The organism is Rossellomorea sp. H136, assembly GCF_056838065.1.
This window is the reverse complement of sequence record NZ_CM166371.1, coordinates 474,066-498,753: the sequence shown is the minus strand read 5'-3', so window position 1 is coordinate 498,753 and position 24,688 is coordinate 474,066. Positions and strand designations below refer to the sequence as shown.

Sequence of the window (24,688 nt, the reverse complement as noted above, 5' to 3'; positions counted from 1 at the left end):
GGTTATGAAATCAGCCATCATAACAGTAGATATTATGTACGTGTTACCAGAATAAAAGATTTGTCCCTCTTTGTGCAAAACAAAGAGGTTCAAAAGGGCACCTCTGTTTTTTATATTTTACATTTTAATTGCTGATTTTAACCAAAGAGTCGTTTCCAATTCTCTACATATCGTAAAGTAATGAAGCATGGTAATGAGGACAGCTCCTGCGTTCATGCCAAGAATGACTCCTTCCATTCCAAAACGGGATCCAAGCAAGTATATCAGTGAAAAAGAAAATACACTCGACCATATGGTATGAAGGAGAGCATCCTTCACCAATCCCAATCCGATCAAAAAGGCTTGGAGTGGGAACACCAGAAAATGAAAAAGAAAATACGGCCATAGCAGCTTCAAATAATAGGCCGATACCACAGAATGAAAGAACGTTTCTGTAATATAGTCTCCAAGCAAGTAGTATATGAATATTGCAGGAATACCATATCCTAATGTAATCCACATTACCTGCTTAAGATGGATCAGGATTCCATCAAGGTCCTTTGATGACACTTTTTCCGAAACAGTCGGAATTAACACGATTAACATCGAAAAGGCAATAAATGATGGGAAGAATCCGATGGTAAGGGCAATTCCAGCCAGCATCCCGAAATGCTCATTCGCTTCCAGCGCCCCCATACCTGAAAGAACTAACGCCCATTTGATCAAAAACGGCTGAACCGCATGGGTGAGAGCGTGGAATATCCGCAGCACAGTCGTCGGAATCGATACAGATAATACTGATTTTCTCATTTCAATTGTTGATAATGTAGAATGGCTCTTCTTTCTATTACCCCTAATCTCGAGTACGTAAGCATGAATTAAATAAACAAAGACAACCACTTCACTGGCAATCAGCGTCCCAAGGGCTATGAAGATCGACGCATTGATACCAAAAGATAGAAAATTATAGATCGAAACCAGTAAAAATAGCTGAATTCCTTTACGCAGAAAATTAGCTACTGCAATTTTGCCCATCTGCTGGATTCCCATAAAATAGCCTCTCGTAATCGAAGTAAACGCCACAATGGGAATTACAATCAAAATGAGCCAGCGAATCCCTGGGTGGTATCCTTCAAATAAAGGAGTCCAGGCATATATGAGGATCATGAGAATTAAAAGAATACACGTCGTAATGACCGCAAATCGAAAAGCATAATGAAGCATTCCCCGATGATACTTTTCTTCCCGTTCGGCAAAGAACTTCGAAAGACTGATCGGCAGCTCCATACTTGATAAAATGACAATCAGAAACACAGTCGGCAGAATCGACATATACGAGCCAAGACCAGCCTCTCCAAGCTCTCGAGCCAAAATCATATTGATCACAAACTCCAAACACTCACCTAAAAAAGCCGTCACCACCAGCACTAATGTACCTCTTAAAAACAAACTCATATGTTTTGTACCCTGCCTTTGTTTTAGATGGTCTATTGTATGATGGTTGTCCGGGTAATATGTGAAGTGGTGGCGTGCAGATCATAGGGGTAACATTAAAATTTTGAATTTTACTAAGGGATACTTACATAAAAATGAGAGGATGGTCACGAGGTTGTTGTGGGACTCTCAGGCAAACTTGCGGCACTTTCGTCGTTTGTTGCGCCAAATTGTGAACATTCTTCAACTAATACCCCATCCTCTATATAAAAATCACGAAAAAAGCAGCCCCGCAACAGGACTGCTTTCCTCAACTTACCCTTTTACTGCCTTTCGCTTACGTCCACCGATCTTCCCTTTGATTTTCATCAGGATTTCATACACGATCGGCACAACAACAAGTGTTAATAGTGTAGAACTTGTCAGGCCGCCAATGACAGTTACACCAAGTCCTTTCGAAATCAATCCGCTTCCTTCAAGACCTAATGCCAACGGGAATAGGGCCCCGATTGTCGCAATAGCTGTCATAAGGATCGGGCGAAGTCGGGTGGCACCGGCTTCTAGTAACGCTTCCCTTGTTGATAGACCTTCGTTTTCTTTATGAATCACCCGGTCAATCAGGACGATTGCGTTGGTTACAACGATACCAATCAGCATGAGAGCACCAATCATGGAGGAAATACTGATCGTTTCTCCTGCGATCAAGAGTCCAACCAATGCCCCGATGATCGTAAATGGTAGCGAGAACAGAATGGCAAACGGCGCAAGACCTCCGCCGAACGTGATCACGAGGATCAAGTACACAATGGCAATGGCTGCGAGCATCGCTAATCCTAATTGTGTGAAGGATTCCTGGATGTCTTCTGTTACTCCACCCATGTCTACATTGATACCGGCTGGCAAATCGAGCTCTTCGATTTCTTTTTGAATATCTTGCGAAGCTTTTGATACATCATCCGTTTTTAATTCTCCGCTCACTTGAGCAAATACTTTTCCGTCTCTTCTTGAAACAGTATCGGATGTCTTACCTTCTTGAACTTCAACGACATCTTTAATCGGAACTTCAATACCCAGTGGTGATTGGATTGTTTTATCCGTCAAGTCGTTGATACTTTCGTATTCTTCTTTTTCAACGTCTAGATAGACATTTACCTCTTCTCCATCTTTTTCAATGGTGGTGAGGACCGGACGCTGACGTGTCTGACCAAGTTCCATGGCGATTTGACCCGCTGTCAGGCCAAGCTCACTCAGCTTTTCCTGATCTGCGATGAACGAATACTCATCGTACGATTCAGAGATACTTGATCCCACTTTTTTGAAATCGTCTTTATCTTTCATCATAGCCTGAATATCGTTCACAACAGGTTCGATTTCTTTCAGGTTTTCACCGTACACATACACGACAATTTCATTGCTGCCGGCACTAGCGGAGAAGTCTTGTGAAGCCCATTCCCCTTTATCTGTTGTTTCTTGAAGTTTTTTAATGACTTGTTCTTTTTCTTCAGAGAAATTCTCTGTATCGTCGCTATATTGAACATAGAATATGGCATTGTTTGAGCTTCCCGGACTCATCGGGTTCTCTCCACCAACCGAGTACTGAATCGTTTCAGCCCCTTTACGTCCTTGGAAATACTCTTCTGCATCTTGAGCGATTTGATTTACATCTTCTTCTGTTTGACCGGGCTCTGGTTTATACGTTGCCATGATCATCTTTTCTTCATCTGATGGAAGGAAACTCACACCGATGAGCGGAACCAGGAACAGGCTTCCGACAAGCATCGCGATAGCCAGGAGTGACGTGATGATTTTATGGTTCAGCGTCCAGTTTAATACGCCCTTGTACCAAATTGCTAAACGGCTTTTCTTTTCCACATGCTTCTTCCCGACACCTTTTTTAAACATCGAGTGAGCAAGCATCGGCACAATCGTTACTGCCACAAGAAGTGAAGCCAATAGTGCAAATACGATGGTCAATGCGAATGGAAGGAATAATTCCCCGATCATCCCTTGAACCAATCCTAATGGAAGGAACACAGCGATTGTTACAATCGTGGAAGACGCGATCGGAACGAACATTTCCTTCGTTGCTTCCCGGATCAATTCTTTTCCTTTCAACATCTCACCTTTAAGGGACATACGTCGGTAAATGTTCTCCACTACTACGATGGAGTCATCAATGACACGTCCAATCGCTACAGTCATAGCTCCAAGAGTCATGATATTTAACGTGATATCCATCTGTTTTAAAAGTAAAATTGCGATTAACAACGATAATGGAATCGATACGACGGAGATTAGCGTCGATTTAATATCCCGTAAGAATAGCAAAATGATGATGACCGCAAATATGGCACCAAATAATGCTTTGTTCAGCATGGTACTGACTGATTCCTCAATCGGTTCACCTTGGTCAAAGGTAGAAATGATTTCAACCCCATTCAAGCTTTTTTCAAAAGCTTTCACTTCTTCTTTTACCGCGTTTACAACGTCTACCGTATTGGCATCTGCTGTTTTCACCACTTGAAGTCCGATGGATTCCTTGCCGTTGGTTCTTGAAATTGATTCGGCTTTCCCTTTTAACTCTATATCAGCTATGTCTGATAATTGTATGGTCGGGATCTTCATCCCGGCAGCTGCTTCACCAGCAGGCGAAGCTTGAGGAGTTTGCCCCCCAGGCGTTTGCCCTTGTGGCGCTTCCATAGACCCGCCAGTTGAAGGCGTCACAGGAATCTTCATCTCTTTCAAATCTTCGATCGTTGTAATATTTCCATCAACCATCACAGATTTCTGACTGTCTTTAAACGTGTAAAGTCCTAATGGTGCTGTCACATCAGAACCTTTGATCATATTTTGGACCGTTTCTTCTGATAAGCCGTATTGAGCAAGCTTTTCTTGATCAAAAACGACTTGGGCTTCTTGAACTTGTTGACCTGAAACTTGAACAGATGCTACCCCGTCCACTCCTTCAAGTTGTGGTACGATCGTTTCTTCTACAGTCGAAGTTAATTGAGCAAGTGATTGGTCATCATTTGCTACACTGAGTGCGATGATCGGGAAAGCGTTAAAGCTCAGTCTTGATACTTCCGGCTCATTAACCCCTTCTGGAAATGAAAGATCTGAAAGAGCATCTTCCACTTCAGTCTTAGCTTCGTCCATATCTTTCGAGAACTGGTATTCTATCTGAACGGCTGAAGCATTTTGATAAGACGTGGAGCTGACAACATTAACTCCATTTAAATTCTTCAAACGTTTTTCAATTGGTTCTGAAACCTTTTCGGCTACATCTTCAGGGGTAGCTCCCGGATACACCGTCGTAACACTTACAATGGGTGTATTAATGTTTGGTAAGGTTTCGAGTTTCATATTAAATCCTGAATATAAGCCTGCAATAATGACGATGATGGTCATTAACCATACGGCAAACTTATTCTTGAGTACGAAATTAATAATACTATTCACTCTTTATTCGTCCCTTCTCTCTTTTATCTGACCAACTAGTCATAACACAATCTAATATAACTGACCGAGCAGTCATAAGTCAATATACTTATAAAATAAAAGGTTTATTTATTGTGACCAATCGGTCATAATAGAGTCAAGGAGTTTATCAAGGAGAGGAAAGCATGAAGGAAAAAGAGAAATTAATTATTGAAACATCGATTAAGCTGTTTGCCACGAAAGGATTTAACGCCACCTCGGTGCAAGAAATCGTGAACGAGTGTGAGATTTCAAAAGGTGCATTCTATTTATATTTCAAATCGAAAGAAGCCCTTCTGTTAGCTATCATGAAATATTATTTTAAAATGATCACAGCCAAAGTAAATGAAATTGAAAATGAAAATCTGACGCCTTATGAAAAATTCCAAAAGCAATTAGAATGTCAGTTTATTGAAATCTGTAAACATAAAGAGTTTATCATTATGCAGATCAGAGAGAATGCCATGCCGTTTAACGATGAAATCCATGACCTCCTCAGTGAGATGAAAATGGACACGCATCGTTATTATAAAAGAAGATTATATGGGATTTACGGAAAAAAAATCGAGCCCTACTTCTGGGACATCACCATGATGATTCAAGGTTTTTTCCATTCTTATTTAGAATTGGTGATGCTTGATAAGATCGAATTGGATTTTGCCTATTTATCCCGATTCATATTGAAACGTACGGATGATTTAGTGGAAGGCTTACTAAAAAGCGGGGATCAGCCTGTACTTTCCTTTGAGAAATTGGACGATCTGGTGAAGGATTTCACTTCTTCAAACAGAATCAATGAATCCACCCTTGTTCATATGATTGAAGACTCCATAGAAATAGCGGAGGACGAAAACAGCCAAATTTCATTGGAAGTCATCAAAGAAGAAATTCAAAAGGATGATACGCGTATCATCGTCATTAAAGGAATGATGATGAACCTTGAGGAAGACCCAACGCTAAAGCATCTGATGAATGCATTGAGACATTATTATAAAATCTAATGAAAAAGACCCTCACCTGATTATGAGGGTCTTTCTTTTTATTTTATAAAGAAAGTAGCTTTACGCTAAAACATTCTCCCTTAACTTTCCGATCCCTTCCTTACAAACCCCATACTCCAGCCAGGAACAGCCTTCACATAAATGATCAAGGTCCTCAGGCTTTACCTTTTGTGCCGTTTTACTGATCAATGCTGATTTCATATAGACGTCACCATGTTTCAAGCCTAAATGGTGAAGTACCTTGCTGTCTAACGATAGAACATGGTCATTGGAGTCTGCACTTTTTTCACATGCTGATTCCCCCTTATGAGGACAGGCCTGGCAGGCGTCATCGAAGGACTGAACAACCTGGATGGGAAAGTCCAATTCCTCGTTTCGTATCTCTCCCACTATGTCTGCCATCACCTTAACGAATTCAGTACTGTATCCCATGCCTTGAAACCCGTGAGTACAAAGTAGATGATGACCTCTTAGTATCCTCTTCATGGAATCCCCCTTTTTTAAAGCTGTTGAATTTGATCGGATTCATGGATGGTTACTTTTTCACTGCCAGAGCCATTAGCGGCACGGTACATTCCATAAGCCACCTGTCGCCCTGAGATGCTTCTGTATTTTTTCAACTTACCTACCATTACCGGGCGGATGGCTCTGGAGAAGATTTCTCCCGCTTTTTCCCCCAGGCGGAATTCACCTCTCTCCCCTAAAAGAAGGGATGGCCTGAAAATGTGCAGTGCCGGATAATACAGCGCTATTAAGTCTTCCTCGAGCTCCCCTTTCACCTTACTATAAAAGAACGGTGAACCCGAGCTCGCCCCAATAGCTGATATGACCATATATTGTTTGGCTCCATGGTCTTTACCGAGCCTACCCAGTTGAACGGGGTACTCATAATCTACCTTTCTAAAGGCTTCCTTTGACTGCGCTTTCTTGATGGTCGTTCCAAGACAGCAAAATACATCATCGATTTCCTCGTGGGGCAGGAGTTTCATCTGATCGAATGGGATGATTCGTTCATCCAACTTTTCATGCTTCATTCCAATACTTCTCCTCACAAATGAAATTACTTTTGTATACTCAGGACTCTTAAGTAGTATTTCAATCAAATGGGAACCAACCAATCCAGTAGATCCTGCTACCAACGCTACTCTCGACATTTTTCATTCCTCCCTTCCAAGTAACTATGTCTTATACTTAGTATAAGGCTTTTTTATCTATTTAAAAAATACATACATAAAAAAGGTGCCAATCATATGACTGACACTTTTTTTGTATTATGAAACAAAAGATTATAAACCTTTATTCTCATGTCACTTACAAATCTTCATCTTCAAAAAATTGCTGTAATTTTTCATCTTGTTCTGGATCTGCATTTTCAGACGTATACGGATTATCCTTGACACCTGCCGTATCCATATTGGTTTTGATTGCGAGAAACGGTCCTTTTGGTTCTTCTGCTATAACACGGTCGTTTAACTGTTTGAAATCGGGCATGTCTTTATTTCCTTTATTCACTTTGTCTTCCCTCTTCAATCATTCCACCACCATTCTTATAAGCGATTAGAATAATATCTTCGTTCGTTTGCTGACGAAGTTCACTCTCCATATTCTGCACTTGATTCAACGTACCTTCTGATAGGTTTGCCACCGGAAACTCTTTATTCATCATCTTTCTTCACCTCTTAACTATTTTCATTTGCTTGTCCGATTTCTTTTTCTGCAATGAACCCGTTCCCTTCCTCAATTGCATGATGTTCCTCTACTGACTCTCCCGGAACATACACTTGACTGGGGTTACGAAGCTGGTTATTCATTGTGAATTCTGGATTTAACGGCGTGTCCATCCGGAACTCTTCAGGTTTCTTATGATCTCTCATCTATTCCACCTCCATTATTTAGTATGGCTACTCATAAAAGAATCATCCAAACTTCATTCAGCTCAAAAAAGCGTTAAGCAACTTAAGCTGCTTAACGCCACCATTCATCTTCAAACCCACGTATAATCCCTTCCCCAGCTATCCCGGGCAAGATCTTTGATTTCATCGACAATTTCATTTTCCACAGCAAAAGCATCTCCCTGTTCATAAGGATTGTAGTGGAAGGCGTATAGGCGGGAAACAAACTCGTGAAACGGTAGAGAACATTCTCCTTCCAGTTCCCCGTTTTCCATGACGGAAGGTTCGATGCCCTGCCCCCAGTTCTGAGAGCCATCGTTATTCGGATTATAGAAATAGATCCGGTATTCGTCCTTAGGATCCTGGGTGATTCTCAAAATCGAAACGGCATGGAATCCAAGAAGCTTTCCATGAACATTTGTGATGAAGATCCCGACCGGATTCGGATAGATCAACCCGTAGTCATCATTGTATTCCGGATGATGAGTAGCGTAGAACAGGCGAACGAACCCAGGATAGTCTGAAATGAGGCCTGTTAGTGATTCAATGACTGTGCTAAACCCTTTTTGAACCCAATCTCCATAAAATTCCGGATTCACCCAGCGGTGTCCATCTTCCCCTCTAAGAGATACACGTCTCATCATCTCACTATAAATACGGTCAAGATGAGGGACAAGGACAAGTGAAACAGGGTCAAGCTCTTGATGAAGCTCAGGTGCCAGCCCGCCACTTAATTCTTTCGAATGGACCGGTGTTCCTTCAAACATAATATCGATATCTCCATCCCTTGCCGCCCGTGGAATCAGTTCAAGTAAGTATCCTGGAGCATGCTGTGCCCAAAGGCTGATACCCCGCGCTGTTTGACAAGTCGGATTTAGGCCTTGTCCAATCCCGATCGGTTGTCCGAGGACATTGATGACACCGGCCAGAAGAACAGAATTTGCTGTTATTCCGTCTCCTGCTTTACACGAATTAAGGAGCGTCTTCCGTACTTCCGGTCGAATATCAAGCTCAATCAGCCTTTTCAATCCCGGTGATACAGGAGATGATGATAATACACCCCGTTCAAGCATAAGAGCGAGTCCGAAAACCGATTGCTTAGTAGCTGGAAAGATTGCCACTTTAATGAGCTGAAAGACGAGTTCCTTATGTTCATCTAAGTTTGCTTTTCCTTTGTCATTTAAGTGCAAGGCTGCAGGTACTAGGTCTTGAACTTTTCTGCTTAGGAACCTTAGTAAAATCGCATGCTGAGGAGCAACAAGCCCCGTTTCACGCATGGACCTGGCAAAGGCAACAGCTTCCTTCTCCAGTTCTTCCTTAGACAAGTTCATAAGCTTCTTACGGTATTCACCCGGCTGGGAAATACTTTTGCTTAAGAGGGACGGACCTTCAATAGCAGACACATACTTTTCTAGAACAAGGCGTTCCGCTACGCTTAAATCTGAATGAAGCATTTTTTTGGCCGTTTCAATCATTGACACGGTCCGTTTCACCATGATCGGGCGCTGCGCAGTCAAACGTTCGATTTCTTTAATCAGTGTAGTTGTAAGCGCTTGATAGGAAAGCTTATCAGATAGAAATCGAAATAACTCCGTTGCTCTTTCACTCTGCTCTCCACCTTCAATCCGTGCTGCTTCTGTTACTTCAGGGAAAAGTAGGTTCAGATTCAGAACCATTACTTCATTGAGAAAATCCTCTGCCATTTCAGTCGAAACATCAGGATGTTCATATTGACCTTCTGCAATGGATAGCATTCTTAACTCACTAAGAATTTCAATGATCGAAGGAAGCCCCTTCGCTTGAAGCGACCCGGCCACAAGAGGCGGTTGAAGCTTGGACGCCTTTTCCCAGGGACCGTCCTGGAAGACCCCGGCTTTTTCAAAGCGACTTGCGCTTCGATATAGAATCTCCAACCCTTCATCCGTATCCAACAATCTTTGAGCTTCCTGATAGACGTCAGTTTGATACATTGATTTTGCAAATGAAGCTGCTCTCTCCAGTTCATTAAGGGCTTGCAGAAATCGATCTTCCAGCTTAGACGTTAATTCAAATGCCATTTCAAAACTCCTTTATCGATCAAAATACCAGTGAATGAGAGAATTAGATATAGAAGTTAAACTGTTCGTATTCCTTTAATAGATCTCTCATGATTTCACTGTCTTCCCCGTAGAAGAAAATCGTTCCGTAATGATTACCGAAGCCTATTCGCTGAGCTACTTTCCCTTGAGCTGGACTGAACATATCATGTTTTTCAAAATAGGCATGGTTCTCCAGTTCATCGGGTACCTCCAGCTTCTCCACATAATTAACATGAGGATGGACCATTAAACAACCTGCATGGGCTTTTGCCTTTTCACCTGTAGAAGGGAAAAACTCTCTAAGCTCTTCTTCAGTTGTATTGGGATCACTACAAAGGATTTGGGCTTGATATGCATTAAATCCATAAGCCCGCTCAATCAGATCAAAGATATGCCCACCGGGGACTCTGGCTGCGACTTCACCGAAATGAAGCGTACCATCGGATGTAATGAAATATTCAGGATGAATAACACCGTATTCAATCTCAAACGCATCAATGAGCTGTTGAATCGCCTCACGGATGATCGGACGCTTTTCTTCAAGGGTAGGAGATGCTGGTACGAAATTAGAGTAGCCTAATCGCACATACTCCGTAATATTTAAAAATTGGATCTTTCCATTATGAATAAACGCTTCACACGAGAATTCCTGTCCGTCTAAATGACTTTCCATCAGAAGGGGAAACTCCGACTCAGTGAGAGCATCGATATCTTCCGGATTCTCAATGGCACGGTGTCCTACAGAACCTGCTTTATCAAGAGGTTTTACGTGAATGGGATCGTTCTTATCTCCTTCGACTTTCAGAAGGGCTTCATTCACACGTTTCAAGAACCGTCTTACATCTTCCTTATCCCGTGCTTCTTCAAATACACCTACTTTGATTCCGGCAATTTGCGCTTTACGCTTCATCATCCCTTTATCTCTTAATAGAAGAGAACGATTGAAGACGCGTGGTTCGTTACGGAAACGGGAGTTTAATGCCCCGGACCACTCCACACACTCTTCATACAAAGGAACAGCTACTTCTGCACCCATTGCCTTCAGCTGCTTATAAAGATGATCTGAACCTTCATTCAATCGATCGAAGTCCCAGCCGATAAAGGCAATATCATGTTTTTCTGCATATGCCTCAAAATCAGGCGGGCCAACAACGACAAAAGGCCTATTAAGCTTCGTACACGCTTCGATTGCCGGCAGACTCCAACCGATCAATGCCGTTAGATAGGGTTTGGTTTTTTCCTTTCGATCCACGTTCTGTTCTGCTTGCTGTAATTCAAGTTGATCTAGTCCCATATTTTCCTCTCCCCTTGTCACGTATTTATTCAGATTCCTCTTTAGCATAACAAAGCAGATATGGAGAATGAAGTTTTTTACTGAATTTTCAATCTATTCGACAAATAAAGTGATAAAGTGACATAATCAGAGATAGGTTCTCAGCAACCAACTCTATCATAAAGATCCATTCTTTCTCCCAACAAAAAAACCCCTAATGCGCCCAGCATCAGAGGTCCTTCATTCTATTATTCACCTAAATCAACATTATGATATACCTGCTGAACATCTTCCAAATCTTCAATTGCATCAATCATTTTTTCGAATTGAGCTTGACCGTCTTCTGGAAGTTCGACATCATTCTGCGCAAGCATTGTCAGTTCCGCTACTGTAAACTCAGTGATACCGGCACCTTTAAACGCTTCTTGAACAGCATGGAATTGATCTGGTTCAGCGTAAACGATCACAGATTCATCTTCTTCGATAATATCACGTGCGTCCACATCAGCTTCCATCAGGATCTCCATTACTTCTTCTTCTGATTTCCCTTCAATACCGATTACGGCTGTTGCGTCGAACATGTAGGCAACCGATCCGCTCACACCCATGTTACCGCCGTTTTTACCGAAAGCAGCACGTACTTCTGAAGCTGTACGGTTTACGTTATTCGTCAGGGCATCAACAATGACCATGGAGCCATTTGGTCCAAAGCCTTCATAGCGAAGTTCATCATAGTTTTCTTCTGAACCACCCTTTGCTTTTTCAATGGCACGGTCGACGATATGTTTCGGTACACTGTATGTTTTCGCACGCTCAAGAACAAATTTCAGTGTTTGGTTCAGTTCTGGATCCGGCTCGCCTTGCTTTGCGGCAACATAGATCTCACGACCGAACTTCGCATAAATACGACTAGTATTCGCATCCTTAGACGCTTTCTTTTCTTTAATGTTATTCCATTTACGTCCCATATTGATTCACTCTCTTTCACATTTATCTATAGATACTTTCAATCTTAAAAGGTATTTTCGTTTCTATTATACATGAAAACAACTATTTTTGTTGAAGTGATTCTTCCTACCACTGCCTGAAAAAAAGCCGACTCAGATGAGTCAGCTCCCTTCCTGATATGCACTTATCGCTTCATATTCTTCTTCCAACAAACGTGGAACGCGAATAAAGATTGGCATGATTTTCGTATAAGCCTCCGTTGCTTTCGGATCAGGCTGATGGGAATGTACTGAACCGACCATTTCACTCACTTCTTCCAGTGAGTCGATCATCCCGCTGCCATACATTCCAAGTACAACCGCTCCAAGACATGAGCTTTCGAAGCTTTCCGGCACTTCCACTTCCTGATCAAATACATCAGCGAGCATTTGACGCCAAATTTTCGAGCGGGCAAACCCACCCGTTGCCTGGACCCTTTTCGGTGTTCCGATTAATTCTTCCAGTGCCAGAAGAACGCTGTATAAATTCATGACAATTCCTTCTAACACTGCACGGATCATATGCTCCTTTTTGTGATGCATACCGAGTCCAAAGAATGAACCACGTGCTTTTGCGTTCCAAAGAGGGGCCCGCTCCCCGGCCATATATGGATGGAAGAGCAACCCTTCCGAGCCCGGTTCTACTTTAGATGCAATATCCGTAAGAACTTCGTAAGGATCTTTTCCTAACCGGCTCGCCACTTCAACCTCTGCAGAAGCCAGTTCGTCCCGCACCCAACGGAAGATCATGCCACCGTTATTGACAGGGCCGCCAATCACCCAATGATTATCCGTCAAGGCATAACAGAAAATACGTCCTTTCGGATCCGTTACGGGACGGTCCGTTACAGCACGGATCGCACCACTCGTTCCGATCGTAACGGCTACAACACCCGGTTCGATGGCATTGACGCCAAGATTCGATAGGACTCCGTCACTTGCTCCGACGACAAACGGTGTGTCGGCTGATAAGCCCATCATGTCCGTATACTCGGGTTTCAATCCAACTAAGCTCTCTGTCGTTGAGACAGGAATTGAAAGTTGATTTTTTGTAACACCTGCCACCTTCAACGCTTCTTCATCCCAAGCCAGATTTTCCAGGTGAAACATTCCTGTTGCAGAAGCGATTGAGTAATCTACGACATATTTTCCGAAAAAGCGATGGAACACAAATTCTTTAATGGATATGAACTTAGCTGCATTGGAAAACAATTCCGGTTCTTCATGCTGCAGCCAGGCAAGCTTTACAAGAGGGGACATCGGGTGTATGGGAGTCCCTGTTCTCCGATAAATCTCTAAACCATTCATTTCTTTTTTTATCTTATCCGCCCATTCGGCACTTCGGTTATCAGCCCAAGTAATGGAAGGAGTCAGTGGCTGGTCATTCTCATCTACCAGGATCAAGCTGTGCATAGCAGAGCTGAACGACACAAACGAGATTTTCTCACTTGTTTTTGAGGTCACTTCCTTTATACAACTGATGACGGCACGGAAGATTTCTTCGGGATCCTGTTCAGCGGTTCCCGGTGCTGGTGTATGTAATGGATATTCGACCCCATGACGATCGATCGCTTCTCCCTTTTCATTAAAAAGTACTGCTTTTGTACTGGTTGTCCCGATATCGACACCAATCATGAATTCTGACATCTTCGTTCCTCCTAAATAATAGAGAAAAGGAAGAAGCGACATGGCTCTTCCCTCTTCCACTATATTCTATCCTATTTTAACCAATGAAAATCCCTATAATGAATACTACGGCAAACCCTACAAATCCGATGAGCGTTTCCATCATCGTCCATGATTTTAACGTATCTTTCACATCTAATCCAAAATAACGGTTCACTAACCAGAATCCGCTATCATTTACATGAGAGAATACGGTTGCTCCTGCAGCGATGGAAATGACCATTAAGCCAAGGACCGGCCCTTCTAAGCCAAGAGTGGAAATTAATGGACTCATTAATCCCGCTGCCGTGACCATGGAGACAGTGGCTGAACCTTGTGCAACCCGTACCACCATTGCGATTAAGAAAGCAAGGGCAATCGGAGGCAAGCTTGAACCTGCCATCATTTCACCAAGTACTTCACCGACACCTGAGTCGATCAGAACTTGCTTGAACACTCCACCGGCACCTGTAACAAGAATGATGATTCCAGCCGGCTCAAGTGCTTTTGTCGCAATATCCTGAACTTCCTGACGGGAATACCCACGTCTCGTTCCTAATAATGTAAACGTCAATAAAGTCGCAATCGTTAACGCTACGAACGGATGACCAAGGAACGTTAAGATTGAACGAATTGTATTACCTTCATCTAATAGAACACCCGATAGCGTATTCAATAAGATCAACACTAAAGGAATCGAGATAAGTGACGCAATCATTGCAAAGCTCGGAAGCTCTTTATCGTACTCGATCTCTTCCACTTGCATATAATCCGGAACCACTGCATGGATCCGTTTCGAAATGTATTTTGCAAAAAGTGGACCAGCGATAATCATGGATGGAATACCGGCAAGTGTACCGAATAAAATAACCCAGCCAAGGTCAGCACCAATTAAATCAGCTACAGCAATCGGTCCTGGTGTTGGCGGAATGAAGCTGTGTGTTACAGCAAGTCCTGCAAGTAAAGGAATCCCATAGTATAATAGCGACTTTCCAGTTTTCTTTGCCAAACCATATACGATCGGTACAAGAATGATGAATCCGACATCGAAGAATACCGGTATGGCTACTAAGAAACCTGTAATACCTAACGACCACTGGGCTTTATCTTCACCAAATTTATTAATCAGGGTTTGAGCCAAACGTTCCGCTCCCCCTGAAACTTCAAGCATACGACCGAACATTGCACCTAAACCAACAACGACAGCGACAAATCCGAGGGTCCCGCCCATTCCGCTTTGTATCGAAGCTACAACTTCCTGAAGAGGCATCCCTGCGGCGATCCCTACAATTAAACTTACTAATAATAGGGCAACGAAAGCATGAAGCTTCGTTTTGATAACTAAAAATAATAGAAGAAAAATTCCGGCTAATGCAACTAAAATAAGCATTTGATCAGACATCTCTATCCCTACCTTTCATTCATGACGGCAGCTTGGCTGCCAGATTTTTTTATAACGATTGATCCTGACTACCCGGGAAAGTAAAACGTTTACAATTTCCTCTATGTAACTTCTACTCTCTGATCTACTTAACAGAAATGGCTTAAAGAAAGTTCATTTCGAAGTTTAAGATAACCAGGAAAATTATTTTCTGTATATCTCTATTATAAAAAATATTTTTCTTTTTGCAACCGTTTACAGAAATTATTTTTTATTTTTCTAGTATTCTTGTATAATAAAATTATGAAAACCCTTACAGGAGTGATGTCTATGAGTCAACATCAGCATTGTTTAGCGAGTATACGTTCACACTATCCTCAATTTAGCGTGACCGAGAAAAAAATTGCCGACTATATACTTGAAAATCCAACTGAGATCATCCATTCGACGATTAATGGTTTGGCAGAAGATTTAGGAGTCGCGGATTCCACTGTCTTCCGTTTTTGTAAGCGAATCGGCTTTAAAGGTTATCAAGCGATGAAAATTGCCCTTGCCTCAGAAATCGTGACGGGGCTTAAGGACATACACGAGCGGGTTGATGAAGGGGACTCAACTCAAACCATTGCCACAAAAGTATTCCGATCAAATATCAAAACCATTGAAGACACATTGATGGTAGTCGATGAGAAAAAGTTTACAAAAGCTGTGGAAATAATGACAAATGCCCGATCAATCGAATTTTTCGGCAGTGGCGGATCAGGCGTCATCGCCCTTGACGCCTATCATAAATTCATTCGGACCGGCATACGTGTTCATGCTGCAAGTGACAGCCATATTCAGCTTATGACCGCTTCCCAAATGACGAGTGAAGATTGTGCTGTATTCATTTCCCATTCCGGTTCAACAAAAGATATTCTCCAAGTTCTTGACATTGTCAAAGAAACCGGTGCAAAGACAATCTGCATCACCAATTTTGCAAAATCTCCATTAAGCCAGGGGGTCGATACGTCCCTCTTCACCGTGTCAGAGGAAACCGACTATCGTTCAGAAGCACTATCTTCCCGTATTGCTCAATTAACATTAATTGATGCTCTCTATGTCAATCTGATGATGCAGAGAGAAATGGAAGGTCAGGATGCACTGAGAAAAATGCGCAAAGCCATTTCTGTAAAAAGGCTGTAAAAAGGTCGATCAGTGAAAACTGATCGACCTTTTTAATACCATCATTTACTATAACTCAACCTGATGATATAAGCATTTATACCTATTTAGCCACGCTTGAAAATAGGTATAAAGATTGATTTTGTTGTTTTTCCACGCCTTGATTTATTTTAAATTTCAAATAATTCCTTCTATTCCTGCACCAATTGACCCGTATAGGCTTAGCTCCAATCCCATTTTTCCCCATCTTGTGATTGACAACTGAAAATCTTGTCAAATCAAGCTTTTCAACCATTTTTTATCGAAATGAATTTATGCTAAGGTTAATAAGAAATGTTTTTACGTGAGACAAGCATTCATAAAAAACATCACAACGAAAGACATTTTCAAAGCCTCTTACAACCTCTAAACTTTTTTCGGGTAGCTTTAGATTTTTAATTGGCAGGTAGAACCTTTCTACCTTCTTTTCAGGCTAAAAATGTGTTTAACTTTTCACCGGTGATCAAAATTGTGATTAAGAAATGAATCAACGTTCTCTCGCGTGAACAAATACTGTTCAGGAGATGATCGTTTTATGGAATTACAACAAAATCCTCATTTATTATGGTTTATTGGGATATATGCGGTACTCATGATTGGGATTGGAACGTATATGTCTAAGAAAGTATCCAACAGCAATGATTTTATTCTCGCTGGAAAAAGTCTTGGTCCATTTGTATTAATGGGTACACTGCTTGCAACATGGACTGGAAGCGGAAGTATTTCCGGAGGAGAAACATCTGTAGCATACAGCTTTGGAATTATTCCTTCCTTAATGCTCATGATTCCGACCCTTGTGGGAATCGGTATCCTTTACCTCGTCGCACCAAAAATTCGTGCATTCAGTAAATATACGGTTTCGGCAATCCTGGAAGAAAAATATGGTTCCACTGCACGAAATCTTTCGAGTGTCATTATTATCTTAGCGTATGTAGGAATTGTTTCTTATCAGATGAAAGGTTTCGGTTTTATTCTTAATTTAACAACAGGCATGTCAGTTGGTCTTGGTACGACCATTGGAGCTGCCTTGATTGTTTTTCTAGCGATGATCGGTGGCTTGCGTTCTGTATCTCAAACAGATGCACTAAGTGGTTTTCTCATGGTCGGTGGTTTAATCATTACCGTTCCCACTATTTTCTTCATCGCTGGGGGATGGGATGAAATTGTTAAAAATGTCCCTGCATCCCATATGTCAGCCACGGGCAACTTATCTATCATTCAATTGATCGGTTATTTATTGCCTTCTCTATTTTTGTTACTGGGTGACCAAAACATGTACCAGCGGCTGGCTTCATCTAAAGGAGATTCTTCATCAAGAAAAGGACAGATTGGATGGCTTATAGCCATGATCATCATTTCTCCTGCCATCTCCTTAATCGCCTTTGCATCCCGTTCTCTATTCCCGGATATCGATCCAGGAATGGCGCTAATGGCCACGACGATTGCGATGCCGATTGGAATCGGGGGAATCCTTTTGGCAGCAGCGGCTTCCTTTATCATTACAACAGGAAATTCGTATTTATTGTCTGCTGCAACGAATCTGACATATGATATTTACGGAAAATATATCAATCCAAATGCTTCTGATGATAAACAGTTGAAAATCACCAAGATGTTCATTGTTGTACTTGGTGCATTAGCATTCATTATCATTAATTACTTCCCAAGTGTACTGGATGTTCAAATGTATGCTTACACTGTTTATGGTGCAGGCATCACTCCGGCCGTTTTAGCCGTATTCTTCTGGAAACGGGTGAATGCAGCCGGAGGCGTTTCTTCCATGATTGCAGGGGTAGTTTCCACATTGGTTTGGGAGATCGTCCTTCAGAAACCATTTGATCTAAACAGTGTCGTCATTGCGGTTCCGTTAGCCATTATTGTGTTGATCGTCGTGACTCTTATGACATCTAACAAGAATGATGCTCAATTACAACAAACTGCATAATGTCATGGTAAAAAGGCCGGATTCAGGTACAGTTATGTACCTTGAATCCGGCCTTTAAGTTTAATCGAAATGACTCATCAATGTAGCCTCATACTCACTCAATGCTTCATCCAGCATGCGAAGTCCAGTATCTATTTGTTCCTTTGTCACAGTAAGCGGTGGAATCATCCTGATCACTTCACTATGATTTCCGCATAGATAGAATAATACGCCTTTTTCCAAAGCACGATCCAGAATATCCATTAAGCCTTCCTGATTTGGTTTTCCTGTTTGAGGATGAACGATTTCAATGCCAATCATCAGTCCGACTGATCGAATGCTCCCGATCACGTTATGTTTCTCCATCAAAAGCTCGAGTCTGGAAATGGCATAAGCCCCCATTGTTTTCGTATTATCGAGAAGATTTTCTTCCTTCATGACTTCTAATGTAGCAAGTCCAACGGAACACGCAATCGGATTTCCACCAAACGTCGTCCCATGGCTCCCAAGAGGCCATTGTTTCATGAGCTTATTCGATGCGACAGTCGCGCTCAGGGGAAGCCCCGAGGCAATCCCTTTTGCAATCGCCATAATATCCGGTGTTACATCAAAGGTTTGAGCTGCAAACCAATTCCCCGTACGTCCAAAACCTGTTTGGACTTCATCGAAAATCAGTAAAATATCGTGACGATCACATATCTCCCTTACTTTTTTGAGCCAAGCTTTCGGAGGAACGATGTACCCACCTTCACCAAGGACAGGTTCTAATATGACACACGCTACCTCTTCAGGAGTGACCTGATGATTAAAGAGAGTTTCGAAATCCTTTTCAAGCTTCTCAACAACATAATGAACGGAATCAAGTCCCTTTGGACACTCTCGTTCATTCGCATATGGAACCTGATAAGTCAGGCCGGATGGCTGCATAAACTTTCGATACTTACTCTTAGAAGTCGTGACACTTAACGCACCAAGTGAACGACCGTGAAAACAGCCGGTGAAGGAAACAACATATGGACGCTTCTTTACATATTTCGCCAGCTTGATTGCACCCTCAATCGCTTCTGTACCACTATTGGCAAAGAAAAAGCTATCTAAGTCTCCTGGAAGAATCTCCGCCAGTTCATCAGCCAATCGAAGGATCGATTCATACATGATGACACCTGATGGACCGTGCATAAGCCCATCTGCTGCATCTTTAATCGCTTGTACAATTTTTGGATGACGATGTCCAACATTCGTTACGGCAATTCCAGAGGTGAAATCAAGATATTTCTTTCCGTCCAACCCGTAGTAATAGCACCCCTCTTCTTTCACTACCGGTAAGTTCGGGTGATCTTTTGCCATACTGGGTGCCAGACGATTAGGCATATTTTGAATAAGCTGTTCAAATGTTTGTTTCATTCTAGTAACCTCCATATATGTGACTGACAAATTTTTACATAACGTTCTTTTCTCAAGGATTGTTGCTTTTTAACATAAGCTCTGCAAGGCTCTGTCAATTAGCATGTGCTAGATGGTGAGGAGAACGGGTCCGCTTGCAGCTAGCGTTCGGATGAGCCTACTCAGCTTAGCCGAACGTGGTCTCGACATGCCCAAAATCCACCGAAGTCTGCGCAGTTCCCCTTACCATCTTTAAATAGAATTTTTGTGACAGAGCTTTAAAGATGTGCAAGAAAACAATGTAACTAGAAAAAATAATTCTTCTTTTATAAAAGGGAAATCAATCTCTACTCACCTTGAATAAGTTTGTTTGCTAAAATTCTTGTTATTATTGATTTCTATTAAGGATACATGCTCAGAAAGTTGATTGGAGCGGAAGGATGCTCGACTCCTGCGGGAATAGCTGGACAGGTGAGACCCCACAGGCGAAGCCGAGGAGGCTCACCGCCAGCCCCGCGGAAAGCGAGCATCCTGTAGCGGAAATCAACTATTACTTTCTTCTCTAAAATAACAACAAACTTAACGAAATGAGCCTTACATAAAGAAGAAATGAGCCAATAAAGCGACGATAGGTAAAGTAATAATCGTACGTTGGATAAAAATGATGAATAAATCTAAAAAGCTGACCGGAATCTTGGATTTGATTAATAGAATACCAATCTCAGACATGTAAATTAATTGAGTCAAAGACATGGCGGCAATGACGAATCTTGTTAACTCACTCTCAATTCCGCTCCCTACTACAGCAGGTAAAAACATGTCTGCGAAACCAACGATCATGGCGGGAGCCGCATCTCCCGCCTGCGGAATTTGCAATAGCTCTAATAGTGGAATAATCGGATACGCCAATATGTCAAACACAGGAGTATATTCCGCTACTATTAAAGCAATAGTTCCAAGGGCCATCACCAAAGGAATAAGGCCAAACCAGATATCCAGTACGTTCTGGAATCCTTTTTTCGTTACCTCTCCGACACTTTTCACTTCTGATGCTTTTTCTACCGCTTTTTCAAAGCCCCATTGAAGACGGGATACATTTTCAGGAACGGTTTCGGAGATTTGCATGCCAACCGGCTCATAATACGTGTCTTTCTTTCGGGAAAGGGGCGGAATACGCGGGCATATGACCGCAGCTGCTATCCCTGCAATAACCACTGTCGCATACAGTTGAACAAACATTGATTCCAATCCGATGAAGCTGACAATCACAAGACTGAAAGCGATTGAAGCAACGGAAAAGTTTGTGGCAATGACTGCTGCTTCCCGCTTTGTGTAGTAGCCTTCTTCAAATTGTTTCGTTGTAATCAGTACGCCGACGGTACCACTCCCCATCCAGGATGCAAGGGCATCGATGGACGATCGTCCCGGCAATTGGAAAAGAGGCTTCATGATTTTCTGCAGCAGGGTACCGAAGAAATCCATCAGTCCAAAATCTAAAAGCAGGGGCATCAATAAGCCTGCAAATAAAAACCAAGTCGTTAAGACAGGAACTAATGAATACAATACGGTTCCTCCCGTAAAGTCAGAAATGATCCACGCGGGACCCATTCCATTTACCGTCATCACCGCAAATATCGAACCCAGGACGCGAATAGCAATCCAAAAGAATCCTACGTCAAATAATCCTTTAAAGAACGAGTGGTTTACAATCCACTGAGGTTTAAACATTTTCGTATAAATAGCCATAAGAGCTGATACACCAAAAACCACTGTCATGAAAAATGGCAGTACACCTTCGAGCATCCCTTGAAAATAAGAAGCAAATATTCCGACCCCGATTGTCATGTTCCCATCATATGTAACAGGAACAAGGAACAACAGTACTCCTAACAAGGACGGAATGATAAACTTCATTGCTTCTCTTGACGTTCTGCCTGACCGGGTTTCTAATTGACTAACACTTTGTTTTCCAACTTCCATTGTCAACACCCCTTTAAAATTTATCCATAACCCCTAATCATTCGAGAATCACTTATGCGTCGTATTAATATCCCCTTTCTTCACCTTTCTGTTCTTTTCACCTTATTACTTGCAAGTTTCATGCCAATATACTATTTTATTTTGTATTTTTGAAGTTTTCTGACTATTGAAGGTTGACTGATTCCCAAGTTTTGAGCCATTTGAGTAGTAGTCCTATACTTCTCCCTCGCATTCTTTAATACTTGTTCTTCGACCGATTCAAGAATGTCTTTTAATGATTGACCATTGTACTCAAATCCTGAAATATCAGCACTATGCTTTATGTATGGACCAGGCAGGTTTTCCATTTCAATTAATGGCTTGGAAGATGTCACAATCAGCCTTTCAATTATATTCATTAGCTCTCTGACATTCCCTTTCCAATCTTGAATCAACAACTGATGAACAACTCCTTCATCTAGCTCTCTTTGGCGCTGATATTTTTCACAAAAATGATTTACAAAGTAATCGATCATCGTAATAATGTCTGATGTTCTCTCTCTCAATGGAGGAATCGTAATAGGAACCACATTCAAACGGAAGAATAAATCCCTCCTGAATTCTTTCTCCTCAACAGCCGCCTCTAAATCCTTATTCGTAGCTGCCAGTACCCTGAAGTCAACCTTTTTTTGCTTCGTACCGCCTACGCGATAAAATTGTTTCTCCTGAATGAACTTTAGAATTTTGACCTGGTTCGATAGAGATAGTTCCCCTATTTCATCTAAAAACAGGGTGCCGCCTTCAGCGAGTTCTGCTAAACCTACTTTCCCTTTGCGGTCCGCTCCCGTGAAAGACCCGGGTTCATACCCAAAGAATTCTGCTTCAAATAACGAGTCTGGTATCGCTCCACAATTGACCTCAATGAACGGGCCGCCTTTTCGTTGACTTTTGTTATGTATGAATTTCGCTATATGGGACTTACCGACACCGGATTCCCCCAGCAGGAGGACGTTCACATCGACTTCTGCTACTTGCAGGGCAATCTGTAACACCTTTTTCATCTCATCACTCGAGGCAATGATCCCTTCCGAATAGTAATGACGGCTCCTAAGGATTTCAAGCTCGCTTTTCACCCTCTCCATCTCATCTTCCATTTCCGTTAAATACTTTTTCAAATTCAATAATTCCGTTACATCATGGGAATAGCTTACGATTCTCACTAGCTCACCGGTTTCATTGAATACCGGAATCCCTGTAACGAGCAGTTTCTTGCCTTCTTTACTCGTCTGGACCAACGTTATTTTTTTCTTTTCTTTTAGAACGATCGGAGTTAATATCGGAGAAAAAACCCCTTCTTTTTCCAGATCATATACAGATTTCCCTACCATGTCTGCCGAGTTCACGTTATAAATATCCCCGGTTGCGTCACTCACTTTCAAGATAATCCCATCTGTATTGGTTACTAAAATATCATCTTGCAGCGAATGAAGAATCGCCTCATTTTCATTCCAACTTTTTTTCTTTATAGTCAAAGACAGCAACCCCTTTGTAAGTCTTGAAATTATTCAATAATGAATAATTATCCTGAAAAATTTTATATTAATTCATTTATACCAAAGTTTTTTGACTTTTTATACATTTTTGAATAGATTATTCAATATTAAATACCTTTTATTCTACTAGGTCAAGAAATTATTTTACTATTCGAACCATTTAGATTATCATTTTGGTAAGACTGTTTAAGGTGGGATAGGGATGACAGATGGAGAGAAGTTGACGTTGGAACACGCTAAGGAACTGGACAGGCAGGATTCATTGGCCCACTTCCGGAATGAGTTTTACATAAAGAAAAATCACTATTATATGGATGGGAACTCCTTAGGCTTATTATCAAAACGGGCAGAAAAGGCGTTATTTACGTCATTGGAAGATTGGAAGGAACATGGAATCGATGGCTGGATGGATGGGCAGGAGCCATGGTTCTATTATTCTGAAAAGCTTGGTGAAATGACAGCCCCTTTAGTTGGGGCAGAAAAGGAAGAAGTGATTGTGACGGGTTCCATTACGACGAACCTTCATCAGTTACTCGCTACATTCTATCAACCTGATGGAAAACGCACCAAAATCTTAGCCGATGAATTGACTTTCCCTTCGGATATTTACGCTGTTCAAAGTCAGCTGGAGTTAAAAGGTTACACCCCTGATGAACATCTTATTCAGGTAAAAAGCAGAGACGGATACACATTAAGAGAAGAGGACATCATCAGGGATATGACGGATGATATTGCTCTGATTCTATTACCATCCGTTCTCTATCGAAGCGGACAACTCCTGGATATGAAGCGATTGACGAGCGCAGCCCATAAACGTGGCATTGTGATTGGATTCGATTTGGCCCATTCGATTGGAGCTCTTCCCCATCAATTACATGATGACGGAGTAGACTTTGCTGTGTGGTGTAATTACAAATATTTAAATAGTGGCCCGGGTGGTGTAGGCGGATTATTTGTTCATAACAGGCATAAAGGGAAAAAACCTGGTCTTTCCGGATGGTTCAGCTCCCGTAAGGATAAGCAGTTTGATATGGATCATACGTTGACCCATGCAGATTCTGCAGGTGCCTTCCAAATTGGGACCCCGCATATATTAAGCAGTGCTCCTTTACTTGGCTCGCTGGAGTTATTTGAAGAAGCCGGCATTGAGAATCTGAGAAGAAAATCCCTTTCGCTTACACGATTTATGATGGATCTATTTCAACAAGAGCTTTCACAGTATGGGTTTACAATCTGTAACCCACTTGAAGATGATCAGAGAGGCGGGCACATTAGTTTAAAGCATGAAGAGGCGGCAAGAATTTGTAAAGCCTTGAAGGTGAACAATGTCACACCTGACTTCCGTTCACCAAATGTGATTCGACTGGCTCCCGTGGCTCTCTATTCTTCCTATGAAGATGTGTGGGAGACCATTCAAATCTTGAAAACCATCATGGACAAGGAAGAATATAAGAAGTTTGAAAATACGCGGAATGTTGTAGCGTAACTTCTTTTAGAAAGGAT

The 24,688-nt window shown here is 41.9% G+C and carries 19 protein-coding genes; 4 read left to right on the top strand and 15 right to left on the bottom strand.

Going from position 1 to position 24,688, the window contains the following annotated elements:
- Window positions 1–117: 117 nt before the first annotated feature.
- On the bottom strand, window positions 118–1,434 hold the full coding sequence (locus tag ACYH0O_RS02535) for an oligosaccharide flippase family protein (protein ID WP_482630994.1): 1,317 nt from the start codon (window positions 1,432–1,434) through the stop codon (window positions 118–120).
- A gap of 294 nt (window positions 1,435–1,728) precedes the next feature.
- Complete coding sequence (locus ACYH0O_RS02530) at window positions 1,729–4,872, bottom strand: efflux RND transporter permease subunit (RefSeq protein ID WP_482630993.1); 3,144 nt, start codon at window positions 4,870–4,872, stop codon at window positions 1,729–1,731.
- A 164-nt stretch (window positions 4,873–5,036) separates the two neighbouring features.
- Between ACYH0O_RS02530 and ACYH0O_RS02525 the strand changes: the two genes are divergently transcribed.
- A complete protein-coding gene (locus ACYH0O_RS02525; RefSeq protein ID WP_149154429.1) occupies window positions 5,037–5,891 on the top strand; it encodes a TetR/AcrR family transcriptional regulator in 855 nt (284 codons plus the stop codon).
- A 60-nt stretch (window positions 5,892–5,951) separates the two neighbouring features.
- On the opposite strand, the gene ACYH0O_RS02520 is transcribed toward ACYH0O_RS02525, so the two are convergent.
- The 10 genes from ACYH0O_RS02520 to ACYH0O_RS02475 form a co-directional block, all read right to left on the bottom strand.
- Window positions 5,952–6,377, bottom strand: coding sequence for a DUF1284 domain-containing protein (locus ACYH0O_RS02520; protein WP_482630992.1), 426 nt, complete (start codon window positions 6,375–6,377; stop codon window positions 5,952–5,954).
- 14 nt (window positions 6,378–6,391) lie between these two features.
- A complete protein-coding gene (locus ACYH0O_RS02515; protein ID WP_482630991.1) occupies window positions 6,392–7,045 on the bottom strand; it encodes an oxidoreductase in 654 nt (217 codons plus the stop codon).
- 157 nt (window positions 7,046–7,202) lie between these two features.
- On the bottom strand, window positions 7,203–7,421 hold the full coding sequence (locus ACYH0O_RS02510; RefSeq protein WP_482630990.1) for a hypothetical protein: 219 nt from the start codon (window positions 7,419–7,421) through the stop codon (window positions 7,203–7,205).
- Window positions 7,396–7,557, bottom strand: coding sequence for a hypothetical protein (locus tag ACYH0O_RS02505; protein WP_426891163.1), 162 nt, complete (start codon window positions 7,555–7,557; stop codon window positions 7,396–7,398). Before ACYH0O_RS02505 ends, ACYH0O_RS02510 begins: the two co-directional genes overlap by 26 nt.
- Before the next feature lie 13 nt (window positions 7,558–7,570).
- A complete protein-coding gene (locus ACYH0O_RS02500) occupies window positions 7,571–7,765 on the bottom strand; it encodes a hypothetical protein (protein ID WP_149154432.1) in 195 nt (64 codons plus the stop codon).
- A gap of 110 nt (window positions 7,766–7,875) precedes the next feature.
- Window positions 7,876–9,840 carry a hypothetical protein gene (locus ACYH0O_RS02495; RefSeq protein ID WP_482630989.1) on the bottom strand — a complete coding sequence of 655 codons (1,965 nt, stop codon included), beginning with the start codon at window positions 9,838–9,840 and terminating at the stop codon, window positions 7,876–7,878.
- A gap of 43 nt (window positions 9,841–9,883) precedes the next feature.
- The gene (locus ACYH0O_RS02490; RefSeq protein ID WP_482630988.1) at window positions 9,884–11,155 is read right to left on the bottom strand and encodes an ATP-grasp domain-containing protein; all 1,272 of its coding nucleotides are present in this window, start codon (window positions 11,153–11,155) and stop codon (window positions 9,884–9,886) included.
- Window positions 11,156–11,382: 227 nt separating this feature from the next.
- A complete protein-coding gene (locus ACYH0O_RS02485) occupies window positions 11,383–12,102 on the bottom strand; it encodes a YebC/PmpR family DNA-binding transcriptional regulator (protein ID WP_149154435.1) in 720 nt (239 codons plus the stop codon).
- Window positions 12,103–12,243: 141 nt separating this feature from the next.
- A complete protein-coding gene (gntK, locus tag ACYH0O_RS02480; RefSeq protein ID WP_482632485.1) occupies window positions 12,244–13,755 on the bottom strand; it encodes a gluconokinase in 1,512 nt (503 codons plus the stop codon).
- An 88-nt stretch (window positions 13,756–13,843) separates the two neighbouring features.
- Window positions 13,844–15,187, bottom strand: a complete 1,344-nt coding sequence (locus ACYH0O_RS02475; RefSeq protein WP_482630987.1) for a GntP family permease — start codon at window positions 15,185–15,187, stop codon at window positions 13,844–13,846.
- A gap of 309 nt (window positions 15,188–15,496) precedes the next feature.
- Here ACYH0O_RS02475 and ACYH0O_RS02470 point away from each other — a divergent pair, with 309 nt between their 5' ends.
- A complete protein-coding gene (locus ACYH0O_RS02470) occupies window positions 15,497–16,348 on the top strand; it encodes a MurR/RpiR family transcriptional regulator (RefSeq protein ID WP_149154437.1) in 852 nt (283 codons plus the stop codon).
- Window positions 16,349–16,901: 553 nt separating this feature from the next.
- Window positions 16,902–18,311 carry a sodium:solute symporter family protein gene (locus ACYH0O_RS02465; RefSeq protein WP_482630986.1) on the top strand — a complete coding sequence of 470 codons (1,410 nt, stop codon included), beginning with the start codon at window positions 16,902–16,904 and terminating at the stop codon, window positions 18,309–18,311.
- A gap of 60 nt (window positions 18,312–18,371) precedes the next feature.
- On the opposite strand, the gene ACYH0O_RS02460 is transcribed toward ACYH0O_RS02465, so the two are convergent.
- The 3 genes from ACYH0O_RS02460 to ACYH0O_RS02450 form a co-directional block, all read right to left on the bottom strand.
- Window positions 18,372–19,694, bottom strand: a complete 1,323-nt coding sequence (locus tag ACYH0O_RS02460; RefSeq protein ID WP_482630985.1) for an aspartate aminotransferase family protein — start codon at window positions 19,692–19,694, stop codon at window positions 18,372–18,374.
- Window positions 19,695–20,267: 573 nt separating this feature from the next.
- Window positions 20,268–21,653 (bottom strand): YjiH family protein, encoded by a 1,386-nt coding sequence (locus ACYH0O_RS02455; protein WP_482630984.1) that lies wholly within the window; start codon window positions 21,651–21,653, stop codon window positions 20,268–20,270.
- A 131-nt stretch (window positions 21,654–21,784) separates the two neighbouring features.
- Entirely contained in the window at window positions 21,785–23,158 is a 1,374-nt protein-coding gene (locus tag ACYH0O_RS02450; RefSeq protein ID WP_482632484.1) for a sigma-54 interaction domain-containing protein, read from the bottom strand.
- 229 nt (window positions 23,159–23,387) lie between these two features.
- Between ACYH0O_RS02450 and kynU the strand changes: the two genes are divergently transcribed.
- Window positions 23,388–24,671, top strand: a complete 1,284-nt coding sequence (kynU, locus tag ACYH0O_RS02445) for a kynureninase (protein ID WP_482630983.1) — start codon at window positions 23,388–23,390, stop codon at window positions 24,669–24,671.
- The last annotated feature ends 17 nt before the right edge of the window (window positions 24,672–24,688 follow it).

Excerpts from the sequence above, each read along its gene's own strand:
- ACYH0O_RS02525 (WP_149154429.1), top strand. The coding sequence starts at position 5,037 with ATGAAGGAAAAAGAGAAATTAATTATTGAAACATCGATTAAGCTGTTT.
- ACYH0O_RS02485 (WP_149154435.1), bottom strand. The coding sequence starts at position 12,102 with ATGGGACGTAAATGGAATAACATTAAAGAAAAGAAAGCGTCTAAGGAT.
- kynU (WP_482630983.1), top strand. The coding sequence starts at position 23,388 with ATGACAGATGGAGAGAAGTTGACGTTGGAACACGCTAAGGAACTGGAC.
- ACYH0O_RS02515 (WP_482630991.1), bottom strand. The coding sequence starts at position 7,045 with ATGTCGAGAGTAGCGTTGGTAGCAGGATCTACTGGATTGGTTGGTTCC.
- ACYH0O_RS02490 (WP_482630988.1), bottom strand. The coding sequence starts at position 11,155 with ATGGGACTAGATCAACTTGAATTACAGCAAGCAGAACAGAACGTGGAT.
- ACYH0O_RS02460 (WP_482630985.1), bottom strand. The coding sequence starts at position 19,694 with ATGAAACAAACATTTGAACAGCTTATTCAAAATATGCCTAATCGTCTG.
- ACYH0O_RS02500 (WP_149154432.1), bottom strand. The coding sequence starts at position 7,765 with ATGAGAGATCATAAGAAACCTGAAGAGTTCCGGATGGACACGCCGTTA.
- ACYH0O_RS02520 (WP_482630992.1), bottom strand. The coding sequence starts at position 6,377 with ATGAAGAGGATACTAAGAGGTCATCATCTACTTTGTACTCACGGGTTT.
- ACYH0O_RS02470 (WP_149154437.1), top strand. The coding sequence starts at position 15,497 with ATGAGTCAACATCAGCATTGTTTAGCGAGTATACGTTCACACTATCCT.
- ACYH0O_RS02465 (WP_482630986.1), top strand. The coding sequence starts at position 16,902 with ATGGAATTACAACAAAATCCTCATTTATTATGGTTTATTGGGATATAT.
- gntK (WP_482632485.1), bottom strand. The coding sequence starts at position 13,755 with ATGATTGGTGTCGATATCGGGACAACCAGTACAAAAGCAGTACTTTTT.
- ACYH0O_RS02505 (WP_426891163.1), bottom strand. The coding sequence starts at position 7,557 with ATGATGAATAAAGAGTTTCCGGTGGCAAACCTATCAGAAGGTACGTTG.
- ACYH0O_RS02475 (WP_482630987.1), bottom strand. The coding sequence starts at position 15,187 with ATGTCTGATCAAATGCTTATTTTAGTTGCATTAGCCGGAATTTTTCTT.
- ACYH0O_RS02455 (WP_482630984.1), bottom strand. The coding sequence starts at position 21,653 with ATGGAAGTTGGAAAACAAAGTGTTAGTCAATTAGAAACCCGGTCAGGC.
- ACYH0O_RS02535 (WP_482630994.1), bottom strand. The coding sequence starts at position 1,434 with ATGAGTTTGTTTTTAAGAGGTACATTAGTGCTGGTGGTGACGGCTTTT.
- ACYH0O_RS02495 (WP_482630989.1), bottom strand. The coding sequence starts at position 9,840 with ATGGCATTTGAATTAACGTCTAAGCTGGAAGATCGATTTCTGCAAGCC.